The sequence below is a fragment of the Pseudoalteromonas sp. 3J6 genome (assembly GCF_903995135.1).
Lineage (GTDB): Bacteria > Pseudomonadota > Gammaproteobacteria > Enterobacterales > Alteromonadaceae > Pseudoalteromonas.
In genome coordinates this window covers 402,033-424,867 of the sequence record NZ_LR877185.1, presented here as the reverse complement: position 1 = coordinate 424,867, position 22,835 = coordinate 402,033, and the positions used below count along the sequence as shown (strand labels likewise).

General features: G+C 40.7%; 16 protein-coding genes and 1 rRNA gene. 10 read left to right on the top strand and 7 right to left on the bottom strand.

From position 1 onward, the window contains the following. Positions 1-48 precede the first annotated feature (48 nt). The 3 genes from P3J6_RS01965 to rhlB all read right to left on the bottom strand — a co-directional run bounded on the left by P3J6_RS01965 (position 49) and on the right by rhlB (position 4,932). Positions 49-1,584: ribosomal RNA gene (locus P3J6_RS01965) — 16S ribosomal RNA — on the bottom strand. Positions 1,585-2,115: 531 nt separating this feature from the next. Next, on the bottom strand, positions 2,116-3,609 hold the full coding sequence (gene gppA, locus P3J6_RS01960; RefSeq protein ID WP_198522091.1) for a guanosine-5'-triphosphate,3'-diphosphate diphosphatase: 1,494 nt from the start codon (positions 3,607-3,609) through the stop codon (positions 2,116-2,118). Positions 3,610-3,654: 45 nt separating this feature from the next. Then, positions 3,655-4,932, bottom strand: coding sequence for an ATP-dependent RNA helicase RhlB (gene rhlB / locus P3J6_RS01955; RefSeq protein ID WP_138605404.1), 1,278 nt, complete (start codon positions 4,930-4,932; stop codon positions 3,655-3,657). Between the two features lie 91 nt (positions 4,933-5,023). Here rhlB and trxA point away from each other — a divergent pair, with 91 nt between their 5' ends. Together trxA and rho are read left to right on the top strand one after the other, a co-directional pair. After that, on the top strand, positions 5,024-5,350 hold the full coding sequence (gene trxA, locus P3J6_RS01950; protein ID WP_008109071.1) for a thioredoxin TrxA: 327 nt from the start codon (positions 5,024-5,026) through the stop codon (positions 5,348-5,350). Positions 5,351-5,538: 188 nt separating this feature from the next. Beyond that, on the top strand, positions 5,539-6,798 hold the full coding sequence (gene rho / locus P3J6_RS01945; RefSeq protein WP_010392671.1) for a transcription termination factor Rho: 1,260 nt from the start codon (positions 5,539-5,541) through the stop codon (positions 6,796-6,798). 280 nt (positions 6,799-7,078) lie between these two features. Here the strand turns inward: rho and P3J6_RS01940 are convergent, their stop codons facing one another. After that, on the bottom strand, positions 7,079-9,901 hold the full coding sequence (locus tag P3J6_RS01940; protein ID WP_198522090.1) for a tetratricopeptide repeat protein: 2,823 nt from the start codon (positions 9,899-9,901) through the stop codon (positions 7,079-7,081). A 170-nt stretch (positions 9,902-10,071) separates the two neighbouring features. On the opposite strand from P3J6_RS01940, the gene P3J6_RS01935 reads away from it, so the two are divergent. Continuing rightward, a complete protein-coding gene (locus P3J6_RS01935) occupies positions 10,072-10,653 on the top strand; it encodes a DNA-J related domain-containing protein (RefSeq protein WP_198522089.1) in 582 nt (193 codons plus the stop codon). An 8-nt stretch (positions 10,654-10,661) separates the two neighbouring features. Here P3J6_RS01935 and dbpA read toward each other — a convergent pair whose 3' ends face one another. Further along, the gene (dbpA, locus tag P3J6_RS01930; RefSeq protein ID WP_171039590.1) at positions 10,662-12,050 is read right to left on the bottom strand and encodes an ATP-dependent RNA helicase DbpA; all 1,389 of its coding nucleotides are present in this window, start codon (positions 12,048-12,050) and stop codon (positions 10,662-10,664) included. Positions 12,051-12,243: 193 nt separating this feature from the next. Here dbpA and P3J6_RS01925 point away from each other — a divergent pair, with 193 nt between their 5' ends. After that, positions 12,244-14,319, top strand: a complete 2,076-nt coding sequence (locus tag P3J6_RS01925; RefSeq protein ID WP_198522088.1) for a TonB-dependent siderophore receptor — start codon at positions 12,244-12,246, stop codon at positions 14,317-14,319. A 135-nt stretch (positions 14,320-14,454) separates the two neighbouring features. Then, a complete protein-coding gene (locus P3J6_RS01920; protein WP_198522087.1) occupies positions 14,455-15,396 on the top strand; it encodes a tetratricopeptide repeat protein in 942 nt (313 codons plus the stop codon). A gap of 23 nt (positions 15,397-15,419) precedes the next feature. On the opposite strand, the gene P3J6_RS01915 is transcribed toward P3J6_RS01920, so the two are convergent. Beyond that, positions 15,420-16,322 (bottom strand): DUF808 domain-containing protein, encoded by a 903-nt coding sequence (locus P3J6_RS01915; protein WP_138605413.1) that lies wholly within the window; start codon positions 16,320-16,322, stop codon positions 15,420-15,422. A gap of 117 nt (positions 16,323-16,439) precedes the next feature. On the opposite strand from P3J6_RS01915, the gene P3J6_RS01910 reads away from it, so the two are divergent. From P3J6_RS01910 to P3J6_RS01890, 5 genes are all read left to right on the top strand, one after another. Further along, entirely contained in the window at positions 16,440-16,718 is a 279-nt protein-coding gene (locus tag P3J6_RS01910) for an MliC family protein (protein ID WP_010392663.1), read from the top strand. Positions 16,719-16,785: 67 nt separating this feature from the next. Continuing rightward, positions 16,786-18,816, top strand: a complete 2,031-nt coding sequence (locus P3J6_RS01905; protein WP_198522086.1) for a methyl-accepting chemotaxis protein — start codon at positions 16,786-16,788, stop codon at positions 18,814-18,816. A 71-nt stretch (positions 18,817-18,887) separates the two neighbouring features. Further along, on the top strand, positions 18,888-20,354 hold the full coding sequence (gene ubiD / locus P3J6_RS01900) for a 4-hydroxy-3-polyprenylbenzoate decarboxylase (RefSeq protein WP_198522085.1): 1,467 nt from the start codon (positions 18,888-18,890) through the stop codon (positions 20,352-20,354). A gap of 95 nt (positions 20,355-20,449) precedes the next feature. Then, positions 20,450-21,163, top strand: coding sequence for an NAD(P)H-flavin reductase (gene fre / locus P3J6_RS01895; RefSeq protein ID WP_010392658.1), 714 nt, complete (start codon positions 20,450-20,452; stop codon positions 21,161-21,163). 160 nt (positions 21,164-21,323) lie between these two features. Beyond that, positions 21,324-21,737 carry a CBS domain-containing protein gene (locus P3J6_RS01890; RefSeq protein ID WP_054202871.1) on the top strand — a complete coding sequence of 138 codons (414 nt, stop codon included), beginning with the start codon at positions 21,324-21,326 and terminating at the stop codon, positions 21,735-21,737. A 45-nt stretch (positions 21,738-21,782) separates the two neighbouring features. Here P3J6_RS01890 and add read toward each other — a convergent pair whose 3' ends face one another. Further along, on the bottom strand, positions 21,783-22,784 hold the full coding sequence (add, locus tag P3J6_RS01885; protein WP_010392653.1) for an adenosine deaminase: 1,002 nt from the start codon (positions 22,782-22,784) through the stop codon (positions 21,783-21,785). Positions 22,785-22,835: the final 51 nt, after the last annotated feature.

Genomic DNA, 22,835 nt, shown 5'->3' with positions numbered 1-22,835 from the left:
TAACAATCATCTGTGTGGACACTACGAACAAATAAGTTCTAAATCGTATAAGGAGGTGATCCAGCCCCAGGTTCCCCTAGGGCTACCTTGTTACGACTTCACCCCAGTCATGAATCACTCCGTGGTAAACGTCCTCCCGAGGGTTAGACTATCTACTTCTGGAGCAACCCACTCCCATGGTGTGACGGGCGGTGTGTACAAGGCCCGGGAACGTATTCACCGCGTCATTCTGATACGCGATTACTAGCGATTCCGACTTCATGGAGTCGAGTTGCAGACTCCAATCCGGACTACGACGCACTTTAAGTGATTCGCTTACTCTCGCGAGTTCGCAGCACTCTGTATGCGCCATTGTAGCACGTGTGTAGCCCTACACGTAAGGGCCATGATGACTTGACGTCGTCCCCACCTTCCTCCGGTTTATCACCGGCAGTCTCCTTAGAGTTCTCAGCATTACCTGCTAGCAACTAAGGATAGGGGTTGCGCTCGTTGCGGGACTTAACCCAACATCTCACAACACGAGCTGACGACAGCCATGCAGCACCTGTATCAGAGTTCCCGAAGGCACCAAACCATCTCTGGTAAGTTCTCTGTATGTCAAGTGTAGGTAAGGTTCTTCGCGTTGCATCGAATTAAACCACATGCTCCACCGCTTGTGCGGGCCCCCGTCAATTCATTTGAGTTTTAACCTTGCGGCCGTACTCCCCAGGCGGTCTACTTAATGCGTTAGCTTTGAAAAACAGAACCGAGGTTCCGAGCTTCTAGTAGACATCGTTTACGGCGTGGACTACCAGGGTATCTAATCCTGTTTGCTCCCCACGCTTTCGTACATGAGCGTCAGTGTTGACCCAGGTGGCTGCCTTCGCCATCGGTATTCCTTCAGATCTCTACGCATTTCACCGCTACACCTGAAATTCTACCACCCTCTATCACACTCTAGTTTGCCAGTTCGAAATGCAGTTCCCAGGTTGAGCCCGGGGCTTTCACATCTCGCTTAACAAACCGCCTGCGTACGCTTTACGCCCAGTAATTCCGATTAACGCTCGCACCCTCCGTATTACCGCGGCTGCTGGCACGGAGTTAGCCGGTGCTTCTTCTGTCAGTAACGTCACAGCTAGCAGGTATTAACTACTAACCTTTCCTCCTGACTGAAAGTGCTTTACAACCCGAAGGCCTTCTTCACACACGCGGCATGGCTGCATCAGGCTTGCGCCCATTGTGCAATATTCCCCACTGCTGCCTCCCGTAGGAGTCTGGGCCGTGTCTCAGTCCCAGTGTGGCTGATCATCCTCTCAAACCAGCTAGGGATCGTCGCCTTGGTGAGCCATTACCTCACCAACTAGCTAATCCCACTTGGGCCAATCTAAAGGCGAGAGCCGAAGCCCCCTTTGGTCCGTAGACATTATGCGGTATTAGCAGTCGTTTCCAACTGTTGTCCCCCACCTCAAGGCATGTTCCCAAGCATTACTCACCCGTCCGCCGCTCGTCAGCAAAGTAGCAAGCTACTTTCTGTTACCGCTCGACTTGCATGTGTTAGGCCTGCCGCCAGCGTTCAATCTGAGCCATGATCAAACTCTTCAATTAAAAAGTTTTTTGTCTTTCGACAGCTCAATGAATTCTGAATTTATTTAATATCTTTCGATATTGAATTGACTGTGCTGCAATTCCTACCTAAGTAGTTATTGCTGTTGGTCACTCAGTTTCAATTGAGACTCTAAATTTGTTTGCCTCACTTAGTAAACTAAGCTTGGCTGTTAGAACTCAATCTGTACGAGTGCCCACACAGATGATTGCTTTATATTGTTAAAGAACGTTGCGATTAAAGCGTTAAACTTTATCTCGCTAGGGCTGCGCATATTACGCTTTCCTATTTTTTTGTCAACACTTAATTTTGTTAAACTTGAAAGTTTTCAGAACTAAGTTTTACTCGACTCACTGAGTAGCTCGTGCCTCGCTATGCGTTGCGCTCTGCCGTCTCAGTGGGGTCGCATTATAGGGAGATCCGAAAACAGATCAACCCTTTTTTGAAGAAAACTTGAAATAAATGACTGTTCGCTGGATATTTAGCCTAAACGCTCATTTTAACCACTAAAAACTACGGAAAAGTAGGTTTAACTAGCTAACTTTAAGTTTCCAACCGCATTTTTTCTGATATTTAATCTCTTGATTTAGTTCACTTGCCATCAGCGGATGCTTTTTTAACCAGTTATTTTCAAATTGAATCGCTAACTCTTCATTCTCAGCTGTTATCTTGAAGTTTGGCAACACGTCATCTTGTCGGCGCATCGATAAAATAACAGCAATACGTAATAGTCGAACAATATACGCAGCAACACTACTATGTGCACCTAAATGATCTAAGTATCCTTTTTGAAGGTCTGAGCGATGGCTATGTGCTATAGCAACAATTACTTTATGCTCTGATTGCGAAAAACCAGGCATGTCGGTATTTTCTAAAATATAAGCGGTGTGTTTATGGTACTGCTTATACTCTATTAATAAACCTATTTCATGCAGCTGCGCGACAGCATTTAAAAGCGGCAATCCACTTTGCGCTGCAACCGGCCAATACTGACTGACCTCATTAGCTAGCAGTAATGCTAAACTTGAAACTCGAGATGCTTGCTTTTGATCAACATGATAACGATTCATAAAACCATCAATAGTTCGTTGACGAATGTCGGTATTATGAAGCTCCGGTAGCATGCTATATAAAACACCTTCACGAAGAGCACCACCCGCTAACCCCATTTGTTCTATTTCTAGTGACTCAAACAGTGCAATTAAAATAGCAAGCCCAGATACAAACACTAACCGTCGCTCTTCACTTAACCCAGGCAAGTCGAGTTCAGCTATTGTTTTATAGGCTATGGATTGTTGTTTGATGGTGTATAGCTTTTCAAGGGTGAGCATTTCATTTAAATTTTGTGCCACCATAATTTCTTGAATAGCTTGCACAGTACCTGACGCACCAGAGGCAAGTTGCCAACCAGCCGTTTTATATTCAGGTGCTATTTCATCAATAACATTTCGTGCTGCTTTTATCGCAGCATTAAAGTTTGCTTCATTTAATTGGCAATCTTTAAAGTAGCGTTCGAGAAAAGTCACGCAGCCAATATTAAGGCTTTTATAGTGACGCGCTTCAAAACCTTGGCCAATAACAACCTCAGTACTCGCTCCACCAATATCAATAACCAGCTGCTTGCCAGTACATGAAGAGGTATGCGCAACCCCTTTATAAATAGTTCGCGCTTCTAGCTCGCCACTAATAACATTCACTTTATGCCCTAATATTTCTTCAGCATGTAGTTTAAAGTCGTCGGCGTTGGTTGCTAAGCGAAGTGTTGCAGTGGCAACAATGGTGATGTTCTGCGTGGGAATATCTTGCAACCGCTCTGCAAACAAGGCCAAACACTCCCAGCCTCGTTGCATAGCCTCTAAGCTCAATAAATTATTATCATCAAGCCCAGCTGCGAGTCTTACTTTGCGTTTCACGCGCCCTATAGTTTGCAGGCCGCCCGCCATTGATTTAGCAATAAGCATATGAAAGCTATTTGAGCCTAAATCAATGACTGCATATACATTTTTTTGCGGTTTAAGTTGCCCCACCGTTCAAAAACCTCTAGTTACAAATACAATCAAACTAACGGTCGGTTAAGACCGCCCTTTTTGGTAACCATTATTTGGGCGACGTCCGTTGTTATTACTACGATTACGTGGACCAGTAGAAAAATTACGCTTTCTATGAATAGTCGGCTTCGTTAAATCATCTAGCAATGCACTTTTATCGTAATGTGATAATGGAATGCTGTGCTCAATGTATTCTTCAATTTCATGAAGGTTATAAGCATATTGCTCACACGCAAAACTAATTGCATGACCTGAAGCGCCTGCTCGAGCCGTACGACCAATGCGGTGAACGTAATCTTCGCAATCGTCAGGTAAGTCAAAGTTAAATACATGACTTACTTCTGGAATATGCAAACCACGTGCAGCAACATCGGTAGCCACTAAAAAGTCTAGCTCGCCTTTACTAAATTGCGCGAGTATTGACTGGCGTTTCTTTTGGTTTACATCACCGGTGAGCATGCCCACGCGATGTCCGTCTGCTTTTAACCATGCATATACGGTTTCACAGCTATGCTTAGTATTTGCAAAAACAATGGCTTTCTCAGGCCATTCTTCTTCAATCAAGGTTAACAACAGCTTAATTTTATCTTCTTGTGAAGGATGAAATAGCTCTTCTTTAATACGTTTACCTGTTTTTACATCGGGCTCTATTTGCACATGCTCAGGGTTAGTCATGTGTTCAAATGCAAGCTCTTGTACACGGTACGATAGCGTAGCAGAGAATAATAAGTTTAAACGCTCTGACGTATCTGGCATACGACGGAACATATAACGAATATCTTTAATAAAACCCAAATCGAACATACGATCGGCTTCATCTAGCACGACTACCTCAATTTCATTAAGGGTGTAACAGCCTTGCTTATATAAATCGATTAGGCGACCTGTGGTGCCAATTAAAATATCAACGCCTTTTTCTAGTTGTGCACGTTGTTTTTCGTAATCTTCGCCACCATATACTAAACCTAAGTTAAGATTACAGTGCGGCGCTAAAATTTTTGCATCTTTGTGTATCTGAATCGCAAGCTCCCGAGTTGGGGCCATGATCAGGGCTCTTGGATGTTTACTAGGTGCTTTGCTAGATTGTAATAACCGGTGGCACGTGGCAGTTAAAAATGCCAACGTTTTGCCAGTACCTGTTTGTGCTTGGCCCGCAATATCGCGCCCTTCACAAATAAAAGGTAGGCATTTAGCTTGAATGGGTGTGCAATATTCAAACCCACTTTCGGTTAACCCGGCAACCACTTCCGGTGCAATAGCAAAGTCTGAAAACTTTTTATCGGTCAAATGTGTCTTAGTCATAGCGTTTAAGCATAACGTTTAAACTTGCAATAAGAAACAAGAGTGTTTAAATACGCACTAAATATTTCGCCTAACTAAACCGGAGAGCGCAATGAGCGAGAAAATAATCCAAATTACCGACGATAGCTTTGAAGCTGACGTATTACAATCAGACAAACCTGTACTAGTAGACTTTTGGGCAGAATGGTGCGGACCGTGTAAGATGATCGCCCCAATTCTAAGCGAAGTTGCTGATGAGTTTGATGGCCGTGTAACTATCACTAAATTAAACATTGACCAAAATGCAGGCACACCACCAAAGTTTGGTATTCGTGGTATCCCTACACTACTACTTTTCAAAGATGGTCAAGTAGCTGCAACTAAAGTAGGCGCACTATCAAAAACACAATTAGTTGAGTTTTTAGAAAATAACATCTAATAAGTGTTAATTAAAAAAAGGGCTCTCAGCCCTTTTTTTATAATTTATTTTGCAGAAGTACTGGACGCTGCTGTAATGACCTGCTAGTTTATAAAGCCAACTAATCCTTAGTTATATTCAACGAACCTCACTCAACGATCTAATAAAGCGATTTTGAGTATGACAACTGTAATAAAGAACCCACCAATATGCATTTACGCGAATTAAAAGACAAGTCTATAAAAGAGCTTGTAAACCAAGCTGAGTCCATGGGGCTCGAAAACGTAGCCCGTTTGAGAAAGCAAGATATCATTTTTGCAATTCTTAAATCACACGCCAAAGGCGGAGAGAATATCTTCGGTGGTGGTGTTTTAGAAATTTTGCAAGATGGTTTTGGCTTTCTAAGATCATCAGAAGCTTCTTACTTAGCAGGCCCAGATGATATTTATGTATCTCCGAGTCAAATTCGCCGCTTTAGTATGCGTACTGGCGACTCTATTTCAGGTCTTATTCGTCCACCAAAAGACGGTGAGCGTTACTTTGCTTTGCTTAAAGTAAATGAAGTTAACTTTGATAAACCTGAAAACTCTCGCACTAAAATCCTTTTTGAAAACCTAACCCCACTTCATGCAAACGAACGTTTTCGTATGGAACGCGGTAACGGCAGTAAAGAAGATATTACCGCACGAGTTCTTGATTTGGCATCACCAATTGGCCGCGGCCAACGTGGATTATTAGTAGCACCGCCAAAAGCGGGTAAAACAATGTTGCTACAAAATATTGCGCAATCAATCACACATAACCACCCTGACGTTACATTAATGGTTTTACTTATTGATGAGCGCCCGGAAGAAGTTACTGAGATGCAACGCCTAGTAAAAGGTGAAGTTATTGCATCAACATTCGATGAGCCAGCTTCTCGCCACGTGCAAGTTGCGGAAATGGTTATCGAAAAAGCAAAGCGCTTAGTTGAGCATAAAAAAGATGTGGTTATCTTGCTTGATTCAATCACCCGTTTAGCACGTGCATATAACACGGTTATTCCATCATCAGGTAAAGTACTAACCGGTGGTGTAGATGCTAATGCGCTACATAAACCTAAGCGTTTCTTTGGTGCTGCACGTAATGTTGAAGAAGGCGGTAGCTTAACAATTATTGCAACGGCGCTTATTGATACCGGCTCTAAAATGGATGAAGTTATCTACGAAGAATTTAAAGGTACAGGTAACATGGAACTACACCTTAACCGTAAAATTGCGGAAAAACGTGTATTCCCAGCTATCGACTTTAATCGCTCTGGTACACGCCGTGAAGAGTTACTCACTAAGCCAGATGAACTACAAAAGCTGTGGATTTTACGTAAAATAGTACATGACATGTCAGAAATTGACGCCATGGAATTTTTAATTGATAAACTATCGATGAGTAAAACCAACGATGAGTTTTTTGATTCGATGAAACGTAAGTAAGCTAAACTCTAGTTAAATCAACGTTTTTAAATAAAAAAGACACCAAATGGTGTCTTTTTTGTTTTTAGAGTAGATTAACCTGAACTCTGGTTAAGAGATTTACTAACATATTGAATCAAAAAAATATTTGTGCTTATTTTTCTCTAGCTAGAGATTTTTAGTGAAAACAAGGCGAAATTACGCGTCAATAGCTCGCCTATTGCAAATAAATTCAACGCAGTTAGCGCTGAAAATAGCTGCTTGAGATGGATTTATTATCCGGAGCTCAGGTTAAGTTAATTTATTCGTACTTTTTAAACAGTGCCTGTAAGTTATTCACTAATGTTGTTAGCCTTTGCGTATTTATTTGTGGCTGAAGTAATTCATCGTCTAGCGCTTTTGCCGCTAAGGCTATGTCTTTAAACTCGAACATTTGTGCCGCCCCTAACACTCGATGGCTATCTTTTTGCAGCGCCTGATAATCAGCATCTTTAAAGTGTAGCTTAATAAGCTCGCTTTCTTCGGCTAAACTTTGTTGAAAGCTCGTTACTAAATCACTCATATCAACATGAATCTGTTCAGTTGATACCTCTGTATTTGCAGCACTTAAGTATTTTGCTAGCACAGTATAAAAAGACTCTTTATCGATTGGCTTTGCTAAATAGTCACTGAACCCAAGTGATAGGTAATGGTCAATTTCGTGGCTCATGGCATTGGCCGTTAATGCTAAAATAGGCTGTTCATAACCACATTGCTTGAGTAGTTCAAACGCAGAAATACCATCCATAACAGGCATTTGAATATCTAACAGTACTAAATCTGGGTATAGCTTTAAACTTTGTTCTACTGCTTGCTCACCGTTTTCAACGGCAATCACTTCCAGCCCAAGAGAATGTAAATAACGACTAATCAGTTTGCGGTTATCACTGTGATCTTCAGCAAGCACCACTTTACCCGATAATAATCTATGTCGATCATCAGACTTTGCTTGCTGATCGTCATGGCAAACTTGCTCTTCAACTTGTATACAGGGCAAATAAAATGAAAACTCACTGCCTTTTTTAAACTCACTCTGCACACTTATATAGCCACCCATCATCGCCGCCAATTGCTGCGACAAGCTCAAACCTAGTCCTGTGCCACCAAAACGTCGACTAATACTGTTATCGGCTTGGCTAAAGCACTCAAAAATAAGTTTAAGTTGAGATGAGCTCATACCAATCCCAGTGTCTTTAATCGAAAAGAGTAACCCTTGCTCGGTTTTACTAACACCAATAGTTACTTGCCCTTTATGAGTAAACTTAATGGCATTAGCACATAAATTAATAAGAATTTGTTTTACTCGCATTAAATCTAATCGCGTAAAATAGGATTTTTCTAACTGGCAGTCTAAAACTAACGATAAGTCTTTCGCTTTAGTTTGAGGAGAAAACATAGCGTGAATATCGTTGATAAGCTGCACCACATCAAAACAACTAATATTAAGTTCTAACCGGTTTGCCTCTATCTTACTTAAGTCCAACACATCATTAATCAAGCTTTTTAAATGCTCACTTTGACGTTGTATTACTCTAAGCTCATCTTGTAACTGTTCCGGCTTATATAGACCATTAATAAGATCATCAGTTTGTGCCAAAATAGCAGTTAACGGTGTTCTTATTTCATGGCTTATATTCGCTAAAAACTGGCTTTTCACCTCGTTTGCTTCACGTAGCTCTTGCGCCACACTTTGTAGCTCTTTAGTACGCTGTTCAACTTGTTCGCTTAACTTTAACTTAGCTTGCTTTTCTGTTCGGCGCTTATAAACAGCAATTACCGTAATTAAAATTAATATGGCAACAATCACCAACAAAAACGTTAACTGTGAACGTTTAGCTATTTGCAATTCTTGTAAGTATTGTTGTTGTTTTAATTGTTTAATTTCTTGGTTTAGCTGATTCGATTCAAACTGGATTTGAAATTGACTGACCGCTTTTGAGGCTTCTTCGGTATTCACACTACGCTGATAATCAACGTACTGTTGGTGTAAATTTAGCGCTTTTTCATAATCCCCTAAGCTCGCATTTATTAGTGCTTCAATTCCTAAACCATCTTTAATACGCATGCCATTATTGTACTCTTTGGCAAGGGTAATTGAGTGCTCTGAGGTTTGTTTGGCACTTTGCGTATCACCTTGTACAAATTGAACAATTGACAACACATGTAACGCTGCCGCCAGTAAAGACTTATTATCTGCCTCTATTGCAAATTGTTGGCCCGCATTAGCGTGATAAAAGGCAACATCAAATTTATTTAGCTTAAGGTTGATGGTGGCTAAATTTGTATGCTTAGTAGAAAGTTGAAACGCATTATTAACGCTTTGATAGTAACGTAAGGCCAACTGATTATAATGCAGTGCTAATTGGTACTGTCTCGATTCTGTGTAAGCTACTCCCATATTACCGTATGCTTGGGCAACACCGTCTTCATCGCCAAGTTCTTGAAAAACTTTTAAAACCTCACGGTACATCTCAAGAGCTGACTCATATCGAGAGAGACGAATATAAATACCGGCAATATTATGTAATATATCGGCCTTATCTTGTGCGCTTCCCTCTTTTTCATAAATTACTTTGGCTTGTTGATAATAATCAAGAGCTAGCTCCATGTTATACATATCAAAATAAGCAAGCCCGATATTACTAAGTAAATTAGCCTGCTTTATCGGACTTTTAAGCGCAATTGCGATGTTTAACGCGCGGCTATAATCAACGACCGCTTGTTGCACTAACCCTTGATAATAAAGCACAACTCCTTGCATTTTAATCGCACGAAAGAAAAGTTTAGGCTGATCTTTTAACGTACTACTGGTCTCTAGCAATTTAAAATATTTTAGTGCATTGGCTAAATCACTTTGCGCAAAAGCCAGCTCAGCTAAATCGCTATAAATAGTAATGCGTTGTAAATTTGGAACATCAGGGTTCGATAAGATATCGGTTGCAAGGCGATGCTTTTCAGGCCATGCTTGTTCAAGGTTAAACTGCTCAAACAAACTTGGCTGCTCATTTGATAAAGCGTCATTTGATGCACTACTTAAAACAGCCAAAAAGCCAAAAAAGCAGATGCGCTTTAACTGAGTCAGCATAAAAATATCCTTAAATCCTTGCTAGCCATAACAAAACGACACCCAAACCAAGTATTAACATCTAATTTAGACCAATTCAAAACAGGCACTCACGCCCACTCCTTGGGGTTTAATGTTATTTGGGTATATGATAATTTATCCAAGATACACTAATTAATAGATTGTAAACAATGCTTAACCCTCTGATAGATGAGATTTTTGAACTATTAATCAATAAAAAAGTGTGGATGGTTCATACTTTAGCATCTGAGTTAAAACAACGTGGGTTTCTTGATACTTTAGCTGCCGAGCCTGAGCGCGACCTATTTAAGCGCAATTTTTTAATTATGAATGCGCTTTATCAGCTACAACAGCAATTAATGCCAAAACAACAATTAGTCGTTAAAAGCTTACATATTGAACTAGTAAACAGTTCCAGTTATAACCAACTACATCCTAACGATCCACTACGCGACTATTATTTAAACTGGCAAAATTTTGAAACATCTACGGATGAAGTCAAGGCGTTATTAGATAGCTTTTGGCAGCAATTTTGTAGGCCTACTTATCGCGAAATTCCGCTGAGTAATGAGCAGCAACAACAACTGCTGGTGCGTTGGCAATTAACATCGCCAGTCACACTAAAAGCATTACAAAAGCGTTGGCGACAACTTGCAGTGCAGCATCATCCAGATAAACAAGGAGGTGACAATGAGGTGTTTAAACAACTAAAAATAGAGTATGAGCAACTCAAGGCGAGTTGCTCAGATTAGATCGAGAGTTAACGCGTTAGCCGACGAGCACGAATTTTACGTCCTTTAATATTACCTTCGGTTAATTTGCGTAACGCTGGTTTAGATGAGTTACGCTCTACCGCAACAAATGCCACGTTATCAAGTACGTTGATTTTACCAACTTGGCGCCCAGCAACACCGTCTTTTCCGGTTAATGCGCCTAAAATATCACCCGCGCGCACTTTTTGCTTTTTGCCTGCATCTATCATCAGCGTCACCATTTCAGGTTTGTATGGCGGCTTATCTAATAGGTTATAAGATGGCATTGGCTCAGGATTAAAGTCACGCTCGTAATGGTCGCCAATTTGAGCCACTTTAAATTGCTCTGCCTCACCATAAATAGAACATGCAATCCCTTTTTTACCTGCTCGTCCGGTACGGCCAACACGATGTACATGAGTTTGTGGATCGTGAGCTAAGTGATAGTTAATTACCATGTCCATATCATCAATATCTAAGCCTCGTGCAGCTACATCAGTAGCCACTAAAATAGACGCACTCTTATTCGCAAAATGAATCAGTGTACGCTCACGGTCACGCTGCTCTAAATCACCATGCAGTGCCACCGCACTAAAGCCTTCATCGGCTAAATCATCACATACTTGCTGCGTTTCAACCTTGGTATTACAAAAAACCACACAGCTTTGCGGGGTAAATTTAAGAAGTAACAGCTTAAGCGTTGGATAACGCTGTTTATTATTATCCATTTTGTAGAAGTATTGCTTAATCGTGCTTTTTTCTTGCTGCTCTTCTACTTTAATCATTTCTGGGTTACTAAGTACACGCTTAGCAATAGCTTCGATTGATTTTGGAAAAGTAGCACTAAATAACAACGTTTGACGATTGGTTGGAATGCGATCAATTATGGCATCGAGAGTGTCTTGAAAACCCATATCAAGCATTTGGTCGGCTTCATCAAGTACCAGGGTTTCAACATCATCTAAACGCAATGTACCTTTACGAATATGATCGTCAACTCGCCCCGGTGTACCCACAATAATATGTGCACCATGTTCGAGTGAACCAATTTGCGGCCCAATTGAAACCCCACCACACAAAGTTAAAATCTTAATGTTATGAATACCACGCGCTAGTTTACGCATCTCAACCGCCACTTGCTCTGCAAGCTCACGAGTTGGGCATAATACTAGCGACTGAATACGAAAGCGTTTTACATTTAGCTTGGCTAAAACGCCTAAACTAAATGCCGCTGTTTTACCTGAGCCTGTTTTGGCTTGGGCAATAATATCTTTGCCACTTAAAACAGGCGGTAGGCTTTGCGCCTGTACAGGCGTCATTTGGGTGTAGCCAAGCGTTGATAAATTATCAACTAACCCTGAAGGTAAGGCCAACGATGAAAAAGCAGTTGCAGTCACAGTAAATTCCATAGCAAAAAATAACTTGAGAAAAGTCTCAATTAATATGCGGCTAATAATAGCAGAATTAACAATTAGCAACCATTAGCAACGTACGATTAAAAGTTGCAATAAAGATATTGCAAATGATAGTTGTTTTCATTAAGATCTGCGGCGTTTTACTACTCTAATAATTCTAAGCCGGAAGCCACTAATGAAACTTAACCCTCTTTTTATTGCACTTTTAGCCAGCACCTCTGCAAATGCATTTGCCAACACCGCAAATATAGAACGCATTGAAGTTAAAGGTAGCTACTTCAACGACTACAAAGTAGATAATGCCAGTGGGGCAATGAGAACCTCAACCTCATTACTCGATACCGCACAGTCAGTTACCGTAATCACTGACACAATCGTTAATGAGCAACTAGCAACCACTCTTGGTGAAGTATTGACCAATGATGCTAGTTTAACTGCAGGGTCTAAACAACGAAACAGAGAAGTATTTAACTTACGTGGTTTTCAATTAAGCTCATCAACCGGCTACCTGCGTGATGGCCACCAGCATTGGTCTCATTACCAACAACCCATTGAAATTTTAGAGCAAGTAGAAGTTATTAAAGGCCCTTCAAGTATTTTGTATGGGCAATCAGGCCCCGGAGGCCTAGTTAACATGGTAACTAAAAAGCCAACTGCACAAACGCTATTTAGTGCCAGTGCCGATGTTGACCAACATGGTTCAACTCGCTTTATGCTTGATGCTGGCGGCGCACTCACCGAGGCTGAAGATTTACGTGCCCGTGGTGTATTAGTAAAACAAGATGTTGAATACTGGCGAGAATACCAAAATGGTGATAACCGCGAACGCGATCGCTTCTTAGGTGCCTTAGTGGTTGATTACGATATTAGCGATAATGCCCTAGTACGTGTTCATTATGATCGCACTGATGACGAAGCAGGCTTAGATACTGGCGCTTGGATAGATAATGATGCCAACATTATTGGTGATGACAAAACAATTCGTGATATGTCATGGGCCTTTACCGACATTACTGTTGAAAACATGGGTATTGATTTCAAAGTATTTTTAACCGATAACTGGCAAGTTAATTTAGGCTACAATGAGCAAACGTTTGAACGTCAGCGCTTTGAGTCAGCACCACGTAAGCCAAGTGACTTTATCGAAGGTGATAGTTACCAGTCACGTCCTTACGATCGCTTTGATGATTGGCAGTTTAAAACTGCTTTTATTGACTTCATTGGCGAATTTGAAACCTTGGGTGTACATCATCAATTACTTGTAGGTGCTAACTCACTGGATTATTACTACGGCCAATTACGCACATCTGCTGATACGATTAATTTTTCTGCCGGTCAAAATGAGCCTAATCGCCCTAATATTAGTTACAAATCAGATGACACTATTAGCTCGTCTGCTTACGACTATTACGGGATTTATATCCAAGATTTAATTTCATTCTCACCAGAATGGCAAGTATCGCTAGGTGGTCGTTACGATAAACAAAGTAGAGAAAACAGCAATAACGAATCGTTCGTACCTAAGGTCGGCGTACTTTACCACCCTCATGCCTCTGCAACTGTTTATGCAAGTTACTCAGAAGGATTTGAGCCGCAAAACGAAACATTAGTAAATGAAAAAGATGTTAATAACGGTATGAAGCTCGATGCTATTACCTCTGAGCAAAAGGAAATTGGGGTAAAATGGCAACTGTTTGATGATCGATTAATGCTTAGCGGTGCCTTATTTGATATTAGCAAAACAGGCACCTTAGTGAGCGAAGAGCTGGTTAACCCTATCGGTGATATAACCAGCATCACCACGCAGGCAGGTGAGCAACGCCATAAAGGCTTTGAGCTTGCAGCTCAAGGTGCTGCAACTGACCGTTTATTTGTTATGGCATCAACCATGTATTTAGATGCTAACTATGAGCGTGATGAAGAATTAGAGGGCAAACGCCCAACTGATGCACCAAAATGGTCTGCCTCTTTATGGACACGTTATGAACTCAATGACGCTGTTGCTTTGAATGCCGGTGCTTTTTATGAGGGTGAACGTTTTGCTGATAATGCTAACACCGTAACAAAAGAGGGTTATACTCGTGTTGATATTGGCGCAACCTACAAGCTTAACTTAAGTAACAAAGATATTAACTTACGTTTAAACATTGAGAACTTATTCGATAAAAACTACCTAGCCGGTGGCGGTTTAAATAACGTTACCGTAGGTGAAGGCACAAGTGTGCGTTTAGCCGCACAATTTAGCTTCTAAGCTCATTCTTTATATAGCCCATATCAAAAAGTATGGGCTTTATAAACCAATCCTTTATGACATAATTACTTACAGTTTGCTGCTTTACTAATTTATCACTTGCTCTAAAGTTGTAAATTAACAAGGAGCCTTATTATGTTGCTTTTCAATACTAGCCAGTCATTTCCTCATTTTACACACGTTCAGTGCTGCCCTGGCTGCAACAGCAACAGCTATCACTTAGTTAATCAAAGCCGCTTTTTACGCTTTACCATTTTTCCTATATTTCCGATAAAGTTAAGTTATAAACGCGAGTGCTATCAATGCGGACATAGTGAGGCTATCAATATTAAGACGTTACCTCTGTTTGAGAAGCTTAGCCTACCAAAATACTGTATTGGATTAATTTTATTACTATGGGGGGCGTTATTTTTTTATCAAAAGCACCTCAACACTGAAGCACTAAAACAAAGCTATTTAACCTCCCCAAAAGCTTATGATACCTATTTAGTCAAAGCCGATAAATTCACTCACGAACCATGGACACTCACTAATTTAAAAGTTGCGCAAGTACTCAGCTTTGATGAACAATTTATAACGTTTCAGGTGAGTAATTACAGCTATAAGCGCACTAGTGCCATTACCACAGCGATGCGTGCAAGTTTATTGGTACAAAGAGATTACTTTTCTTCTCAAACTATTACCCTGCCTCGTAATGAGATAAAACGTTTATACGAAGATGACATTATATTTGACGTGCTACGCCCACAAGCATATTCACTTTATGGCGGGTTTGTGATGTTTCCACCTAAACCTAAACCTCTTTATAAAGGCTTAAAACTTGATGAAAATAATCAGCAAGGGATTATTTACTATAAAGATAAGCAATATAACGAAGCGCTTGAAAGCTTTAACCTAGCAGCAAACTCAGGCTCACAATGGGGTCAACTAAATCTTGCTCAGATGTATCGTGATGGACAAGGTACAAAAAAGAACATTCAGCAGGCGATTTATTGGTATAAAAAAGCCATTGCTCAAGGCAATAGCAAAGCTATATACGAACTTGAGCAACTATGCAAAACAACTCAGTGCGAATAAAATAAAGTAGCGTTACCACCGCGCTACTTATTTGCTTTAAATAACTTAGTATAAGCGACATGCGCAATCACAATAACCAAACCAGCACCTATTCCTAACAGTCCGTCAAATACTAAAGGGGCTAGTATTTCTCCTGTGCTACCAGCAACCGACTGCGCATAATGAGTTACATCCACTTGGGTATGATGCAAAAGCTCAATTGCGTGTACTAAAATTCCACCACCCACTAAAAACATCGCCACCGTGCCCGCAAAGGCTAAAAACTGCATTAACCGTGGGGCTGCAGCTAATAAGGCTTTACCGAGTAATTCTTTAAACTTACTTGCGGAGAGTTTGGATTGATTAAGTAAATATAAACCTGCATCATCAAGCTTTACAATCCCTGCTACCAGTCCATAAACACCAATCGTCATAATGATGGCAATCACACTCAATACCAGCGCCTGATTGATTAATGTCGCCCCTGCGACCGTGCCTAATGTAATAACAATAATTTCAGCGGAAAGAATAAAATCAGTACGAATGGCGCCTTTAACTTTTTGTTTTTCATACTCTGCCAGGTCTAAATTTTCAGCACCTTCTGTTGCTTCTGCATGATGAGGTAAAAATATTTTTTCTGCGCCTTCAAAACATAAAAATAAGCCACCTATCATTAAAAGTGGGGTAATTAGCCAAGGCAACCACACACTAATTAATAACGCAGCAGGGACTAATATGGCTTTATTTAAAAACGACCCCTTTGCCACTGCCCATACAACGGGCAGCTCCCTATCAGCAGTAACCCCAGTAACTTGCTGAGCATTAAGTGCCAAATCATCACCAAGTACTCCGGCTGTTTTCTTTGTCGCAACTTTACTCATGGTCGCAATATCATCCAGCAAAGTCGTTATATCATCCAGTAATGTTAAAAGGTTGCTGCCAGCCATGAAATTTCCTAACTAAAAATAAGATCTTAAACATAACGTAAAGCTATATTTTCACCAACGGTTAATTTAGCTTTGTTAAGCTCTTAATTAAACAAGGGACTCAATAAGGCACAGCCAATGAAACACGCTATCGTTATTATTGCTCTAATAGCTTTGACTGCATGCAATAAGCAGCCAGTTACAAATAACTATGTTTGCGATAACGCACCTGCAAAACTTGATATTATTAGCAACAAGCAAGCAAAGCTGAGCTTTTATGATCATGATTACATATTGAATCATGAGGTGAGTGCTTCAGGCAGTAAATACATTAATCAAGAGGTGTTATTTTGGAGTAAAGGAGAGCAAGCAATGCTAATAATTAACGGCAAAAAATACCAATGCAGCAGCAATTAACCAATAACTAACATCAAATTAAAAAACTTGCTACACTAACAAAAGTCTTAATATTGTTGATAAAGTTATGCAATCTCTCGCTATAAAACATAAAATAATTTTAGCCTTTTCAGCCATTGGCTTGTTAATGCTTACTAGCTGCATATTTTTTTACTGGTCGCTAAATCAAATTAGTATCACTAACACACGTATAGAAGCGTTGGCAGTGCCTGTACAACAAGCCAGTAAAGACCTTCGTTTATCACTCCTTTCTATCACTAAATTTAATGCCATTGCTTATAGCCAAACTAAACTTAATTTACTGCTGGAAAATAAAAAGCAGGCACACGCTGAACAAACGCAGTTTTTTAGTAAATTAGAAACACTAAAAGCACAAGTTGCCCAGCAGCAAGGTATGCAAACACTTCTTACAGCTATTAACAAAGACTTCGCCCAGCTAAATACAATAAGCAACCAAATGCTTGCAGCAAAAGAGCAACGATTTAAGGCGCAAAGCTCAGCCGCAGCACTAACAATTACGTTTAATGAACAGCTTCGTGAACTCAGTAACCGCTTGCTTGATATAGAGCTCATAAACGTTGAAAGCAACCAGCAATCACTTTTGAATGCAGTATTTGGCACTGCGACTCGTGTTGATGATTTATTATTTACTTTAAATAATAATGTCAAAGGGATTGGGCAAATAACAACTTCAGAAAATATAAACGATCATCAGCAAGATACCTCTTTTTTACTCGATAATATTAAATCTAATCTTAGCTACTTAGAGCAACAAGCCGCCCCAATTGCTAATAAACTCAACGCTAATGAGCTAATTACAGCGTTTAACGATTTAAGCAGCTTATTAAATAATCCTGATGGGCTGTATGCATTGCAAAATGCTGTGCTCAATAATAAAGATAAAGTTGATCAGCGGTTTGAAAGCTTTCAACAGGCATTTATTAGTATTGAAAGTCAACTGATTGAGCTTAATAAACTGGCTGACATACGCTTTAACTCCCTACAAGAGAGCGCTAAGTCAGCGATTAATACCGGCTCTAGTTTAGTGATTATTATTGCGTTTGTTTTAATTGCTTTGCTGATTATTATTTCAGTTTTTACTACTAACGCCATGCTAAAACCGCTTAAAAAGGTAAACAAAGAACTTGCTCACATAGCCTCAGGTGACTTTTCTAAGCGTAGCAATCCCCGCAGTAAAGATGAATTTGGTACTCTGATGCATAACACTAATAAGCTTTGTGATGATTTAACTCACTTAATAAAAGCCATTAGTAACGATGCTTACGAACTAGATAATTCAGCTATTCAAACCAGCGAAAAAGGCCAGCAAATGACTATTGTTGCTAAGCAACAGCTAGAACGTAGTGCACAAGCAACCTCATTAGCACAGCAAATGTTGCAAAGTTCTCAAGCCGTATACGAACAAGCGCAAAGCACCTCTAATGAAATTACTAATGCCTCGCAATTTGCCAATGACGTTAACGACATTGCAAATAATAATAGCCAAAGCATTGAAGCACTTTTAAATCGCTTAGATAAAGCAGTAAGCAGTACAGAAGAACTAGCCCAGTATACGCAACTAATTGGTGCCATTGTTGATACCATTAGCAGTATTGCAGAGCAAACTAATTTACTGGCACTTAATGCCGCAATTGAAGCTGCACGTGCTGGTGAGCATGGCCGCGGATTTGCCGTAGTAGCAGATGAAGTACGCTCGCTTGCAGCTCGCACACAAAGCTCTACAAGCGAAATTACCACCATGATTAACACTCTACAGCAGCATACTCAAACCACTCAAACTGAAATAAATGATGGGCAACAACAGGCTAAGCATTGCGTTGAAAACAGTACTGAACTAAATAATGCTGTTGAGCGTATTAAGAGCACGCTGGTATCGGTTAATGCTATGAGTAAAGAGATTGCAAGTGCCTCACATGAACAACTGGCAAACAGCACCGATATTCAACAAATAATGGCTAAGGTAACCGAGCAGGCCACCTTAAATGCCAACAATGCAACGACCCTAGCAAGCGAAAGTGAAGACGTTAACCAACTTGCACACTCATTAAAAGGTGCAGTAGAGCGCTTTAAGTTTTAAGCGCAGCTAATGACTTGGCTTGTATGAACTGGGTATAATACTTTTAACTTTTTGCTAAGTAACGGCCCACAATGAAATACAAAGATCTGCGCGATTTTATCGATTTACTTGAGAAGCGAGGCGAGTTAAAACGCATCAGACAAGAAATCGACCCGTATCTTGAGATGACCGAAATTGCTGACCGCACACTGCGTGCCGAAGGCCCTGCTTTATTATTTGAAAACCCTAAAGGGTACGACATTCCCGTTTTAGCTAACTTGTTTGGTACCCCTAAGCGTGTAGCTATGGGTATGGGCCAAGAAGATGTGAGTGAATTACGTGAAGTAGGAAAATTACTCGCATTTCTAAAAGAACCTGAGCCGCCAAAAGGCATTAAAGAAGCGCTCGGACAAATTCCGGTATTCAAGCAAGTACTTAATATGCCGGCTAAAGAAGTTAAAAAAGCCCCCTGCCAACAAGTTATTTTACAAGGTGACGACGTTGACTTAACTAAGCTTCCTATTCAGCACTGCTGGCCTGGCGATGCTGCACCTTTGATTACTTGGGGTTTAACCGTTACCAAAGGGCCTCACAAAAAGCGCCAAAATTTAGGGATTTACCGTCAACAGCTATTGGGTAAAAATAAAATCATTATGCGTTGGTTATCTCATCGCGGTGGCGCGCTTGATTTTCAAGAGTGGTGTAAAGAACATCCTGGTCAGCCCTACCCTGTTTCGGTGGCATTAGGTGCAGATCCTGCGACTATTTTAGGCGCTGTTACCCCCGTTCCAGATACGTTAAGCGAATATGCCTTTGCCGGTTTACTACGTGGTAGTAAAACTGAAGTAGTTAAGTCAATCTCGAATGATTTACAAGTACCAGCCAGTGCAGAAATCGTACTTGAAGGGCATATTATGCCTGGAGAGATGGCGCCGGAAGGTCCATATGGCGACCACACAGGCTACTACAACGAAGTCGACGACTTCCCAGTTATGACGGTCACTCATATTACACATCGTAAAGACCCTATTTATCATAGTACTTTTACTGGCCGTCCACCGGATGAGCCGGCTATTTTAGGGGTGGCATTAAACGAAGTATTCGTACCAATCTTACAAAAGCAATTTCCAGAAATTGTCGATTTTTATTTACCGCCAGAAGGTTGTTCGTACCGTATGGCCGTGGTAACAATGAAAAAACAATATCCAGGTCACGCCAAGCGCGTAATGATGGGGGTTTGGTCATTCCTACGACAATTTATGTACACTAAGTTTGTTATTGTCTGTGATGATGATATTAACGCTAGAGATTGGAACGATGTAATTTGGGCTATCACTACTCGTATGGACCCTGCGCGCGACACGACGTTAATTGAAAACACACCAATTGATTATTTAGATTTTGCATCGCCCGTATCTGGCCTAGGTTCAAAAATGGGTATGGATGCAACAAATAAATGGCCTGGTGAAACAACTCGAGAATGGGGCGAACCTATTGTAATGGATCAAGCCACTAAGGATCGAGTTGATGAGCTTTGGGATAGCTTAGATATTCTTTAACGACTTTGGTCTAGGGCCTCTAGGCTATAAACTCACCCTGCGGATATGCTATTATTGCTCAAATAAAGTGCGTATCCGCTAATTTAAGGTAAAACATGCAAACATTACTCGCTGAAGTTGTTTCTATCAGCCCACTAACAGAATTTGTTCATAAAGTTATTTTAAAGCCGCAACAGCCTGTAGCATTTGAAGCTGGTCAATATTTACAGTTGGTTTTAGGTGAAAAAGATAAACGTGCGTTTTCAATCGCGAGTCGCCCCTCACAAACTGATGCATTAGAATTACACATTGGCGCATCAAACGCAGACTCTTACGCGATGCAATCATTAGAACACCTTCGCAGTGCCCACAACGAGAACCAAACCGTAACTATTGAAGCAGGTTTAGGTATTTCTCAGCTGCGTTTGCAGTGCGAGCGTCCAATTATTTTACTCGCCGGCGGTACTGGTTTTTCTTACGCAAAGTCAATGGCCGAGCATTTAGCTGAAATCAACTGTGAGCGCCCGGTGCTATTTTACTGGGGCGTAAAAGAAGAGTCGGCGCTGTATGCACATACCGAAATGCAAGCATGGGCAGATAGCCGTGAAAACTTTAAATTTATTCCTGTCGTAGAGCATCCTACCGACAGCTGGACTGGCCACACTGGTTATGTTCATAAAGCGGTGATGAACGATATCATCTCGTTAGAACCTTACGATATTTACATGGCAGGTCGTTTTGACATGATTGGCATAGTACGTGATGATTTTATAAATCATGGCGCCACTCGTGAAAACATGTACGCAGATGCATTCGCGTTCATAAAGTAACACCAGTTTAAGGCACCTTAGGGTGCCTTAATTGTTTTAATTGTTTTAATTGCTAGCACTGTGATTGTTATTACCTATTAAGCTCATCAACATAAACAATTTCCTAAAATCCAATCTATAAACCATACTTTGTACAGAACATTAAGCGGGAGAAACCTAAATGTTAAATACAAAAGTAAAAGATTTTATGCAACATAAGTTGCCTCATATCACCCCTAATACAGAAATGACCACTGCCATAGCAGAGCTAGAAAAATTTAAACTACTAGGCGCGCCGGTATTTGATGATAATAAGGTGCTCGTTGGCTTTATCTCAGAGCAAGAATTACTCAAACCCTTAATGCAAAGTAGTTATTTTTGTGATGGTATGGTGAAAGTATCGCAGTTGATGCAAACAGATGTGGTAACCGTGCACGGCGATACCAATATTATGGAATTAGCAGAACAAATGAAGCCTGGTAAACCTAAAAATTACCCCGTGATCGATGGCGGTGTAGTGGTAGGTATGATCAGCCGTGCCGATATATTAAAAGCACTTTATAATAATTACGTTAGTTGTAATGCGCACATATAAAAAAATGCCACTGTAAACAGTGGCATTTTTAATTATATAGACAATTTAACGCTGCGCGACTTTAGCTTTAAGTGCATTTTTATCAGCGTCACTTAAATAGGCAATTTCCAGCGCATTCGCTTGCGCTTTTTCCATATCAGCTTGTGACAAACCTGCTTTTGGTGCTGCCACTGCATATTCGTATTCAATTTCAATGCCTTCAACAGCCGGGTCATCCGTGTTAAGACAGGCTAAAATACCATGATCTAAAAACTGTTTAAGTGGGTGTTTGGTTAAATCATTCACTGTACTGGTTTGAATGTTACTGGTTAAGCACGATTCAATACCAATGCGGTTATCGCGTAAATAATCCATTAGTTTTGGATCTTCAATCGCTTTAACACCATGGCCTATTCTGCTTGCGCCAAGCTCGTTTAATGCTTGCCAAATACTTGGCGCACCTAACGCTTCACCAGCATGCACGGTAACAGCCAAATACGCATCACGTACTTGCTTAAAATGATCAACAAACAACTCGCCAGGATAACCAATCTCATCACCAGCCAAATCCACTGCAACCAAATCATTTTTAAAGGCAAGTAACGCGTCCAACTCGTGCTGACAGGTTTTAACTCCGTATGTACGAGACAAAATACCAATTAAGTTTGCTTTTATATCAGTATCTTTTGTTGCACTACGGATACCATCAACCACTGCTTCAACAACCCCTTGAGGGTGTAACCCTTGGCTTTGAGCCATATAATAAGGACTAAAACGCAGCTCTACGTAATCAAGACCCTGCGCTTGTGCATCTTCAATGTTTTCTATCGCAATACGTCTACAGGCATCGTAATCACCTAGTACCGTCACTCCCCAGTCAAGCTTTTGTAAAAATGCCATTAAGTTTGGCTCAGGATCAATAACCTGAACATGGGGAATAAGTGCTTCAACATTGTCCGCTGGTAAAGCGATATTAAACTGACGACCAAGTTCTAGTATGGTTTGCGCGCGTACATTACCATCTAAATGACGGTGAATATCTAGCAAAGGTATTTTTCTATTGATCATAATAGCTACTCGGTTGAATTAAAATTGCGCGAATGATACGCAGGTACAGTA

What these genes read in the sequence shown, in the direction of transcription:
- rhlB (WP_138605404.1), bottom strand. Translation starts at nt 4,932, where the DNA reads ATGACTAAGACACATTTGACCGATAAAAAGTTTTCAGACTTTGCTATT.
- trxA (WP_008109071.1), top strand. Translation starts at nt 5,024, where the DNA reads ATGAGCGAGAAAATAATCCAAATTACCGACGATAGCTTTGAAGCTGAC.
- rho (WP_010392671.1), top strand. Translation starts at nt 5,539, where the DNA reads ATGCATTTACGCGAATTAAAAGACAAGTCTATAAAAGAGCTTGTAAAC.
- P3J6_RS01940 (WP_198522090.1), bottom strand. Translation starts at nt 9,901, where the DNA reads ATGCTGACTCAGTTAAAGCGCATCTGCTTTTTTGGCTTTTTGGCTGTT.
- P3J6_RS01935 (WP_198522089.1), top strand. Translation starts at nt 10,072, where the DNA reads ATGCTTAACCCTCTGATAGATGAGATTTTTGAACTATTAATCAATAAA.
- P3J6_RS01925 (WP_198522088.1), top strand. Translation starts at nt 12,244, where the DNA reads ATGAAACTTAACCCTCTTTTTATTGCACTTTTAGCCAGCACCTCTGCA.
- P3J6_RS01920 (WP_198522087.1), top strand. Translation starts at nt 14,455, where the DNA reads ATGTTGCTTTTCAATACTAGCCAGTCATTTCCTCATTTTACACACGTT.
- P3J6_RS01915 (WP_138605413.1), bottom strand. Translation starts at nt 16,322, where the DNA reads ATGGCTGGCAGCAACCTTTTAACATTACTGGATGATATAACGACTTTG.
- P3J6_RS01910 (WP_010392663.1), top strand. Translation starts at nt 16,440, where the DNA reads ATGAAACACGCTATCGTTATTATTGCTCTAATAGCTTTGACTGCATGC.
- P3J6_RS01905 (WP_198522086.1), top strand. Translation starts at nt 16,786, where the DNA reads ATGCAATCTCTCGCTATAAAACATAAAATAATTTTAGCCTTTTCAGCC.
- ubiD (WP_198522085.1), top strand. Translation starts at nt 18,888, where the DNA reads ATGAAATACAAAGATCTGCGCGATTTTATCGATTTACTTGAGAAGCGA.
- fre (WP_010392658.1), top strand. Translation starts at nt 20,450, where the DNA reads ATGCAAACATTACTCGCTGAAGTTGTTTCTATCAGCCCACTAACAGAA.
- P3J6_RS01890 (WP_054202871.1), top strand. Translation starts at nt 21,324, where the DNA reads ATGTTAAATACAAAAGTAAAAGATTTTATGCAACATAAGTTGCCTCAT.
- add (WP_010392653.1), bottom strand. Translation starts at nt 22,784, where the DNA reads ATGATCAATAGAAAAATACCTTTGCTAGATATTCACCGTCATTTAGAT.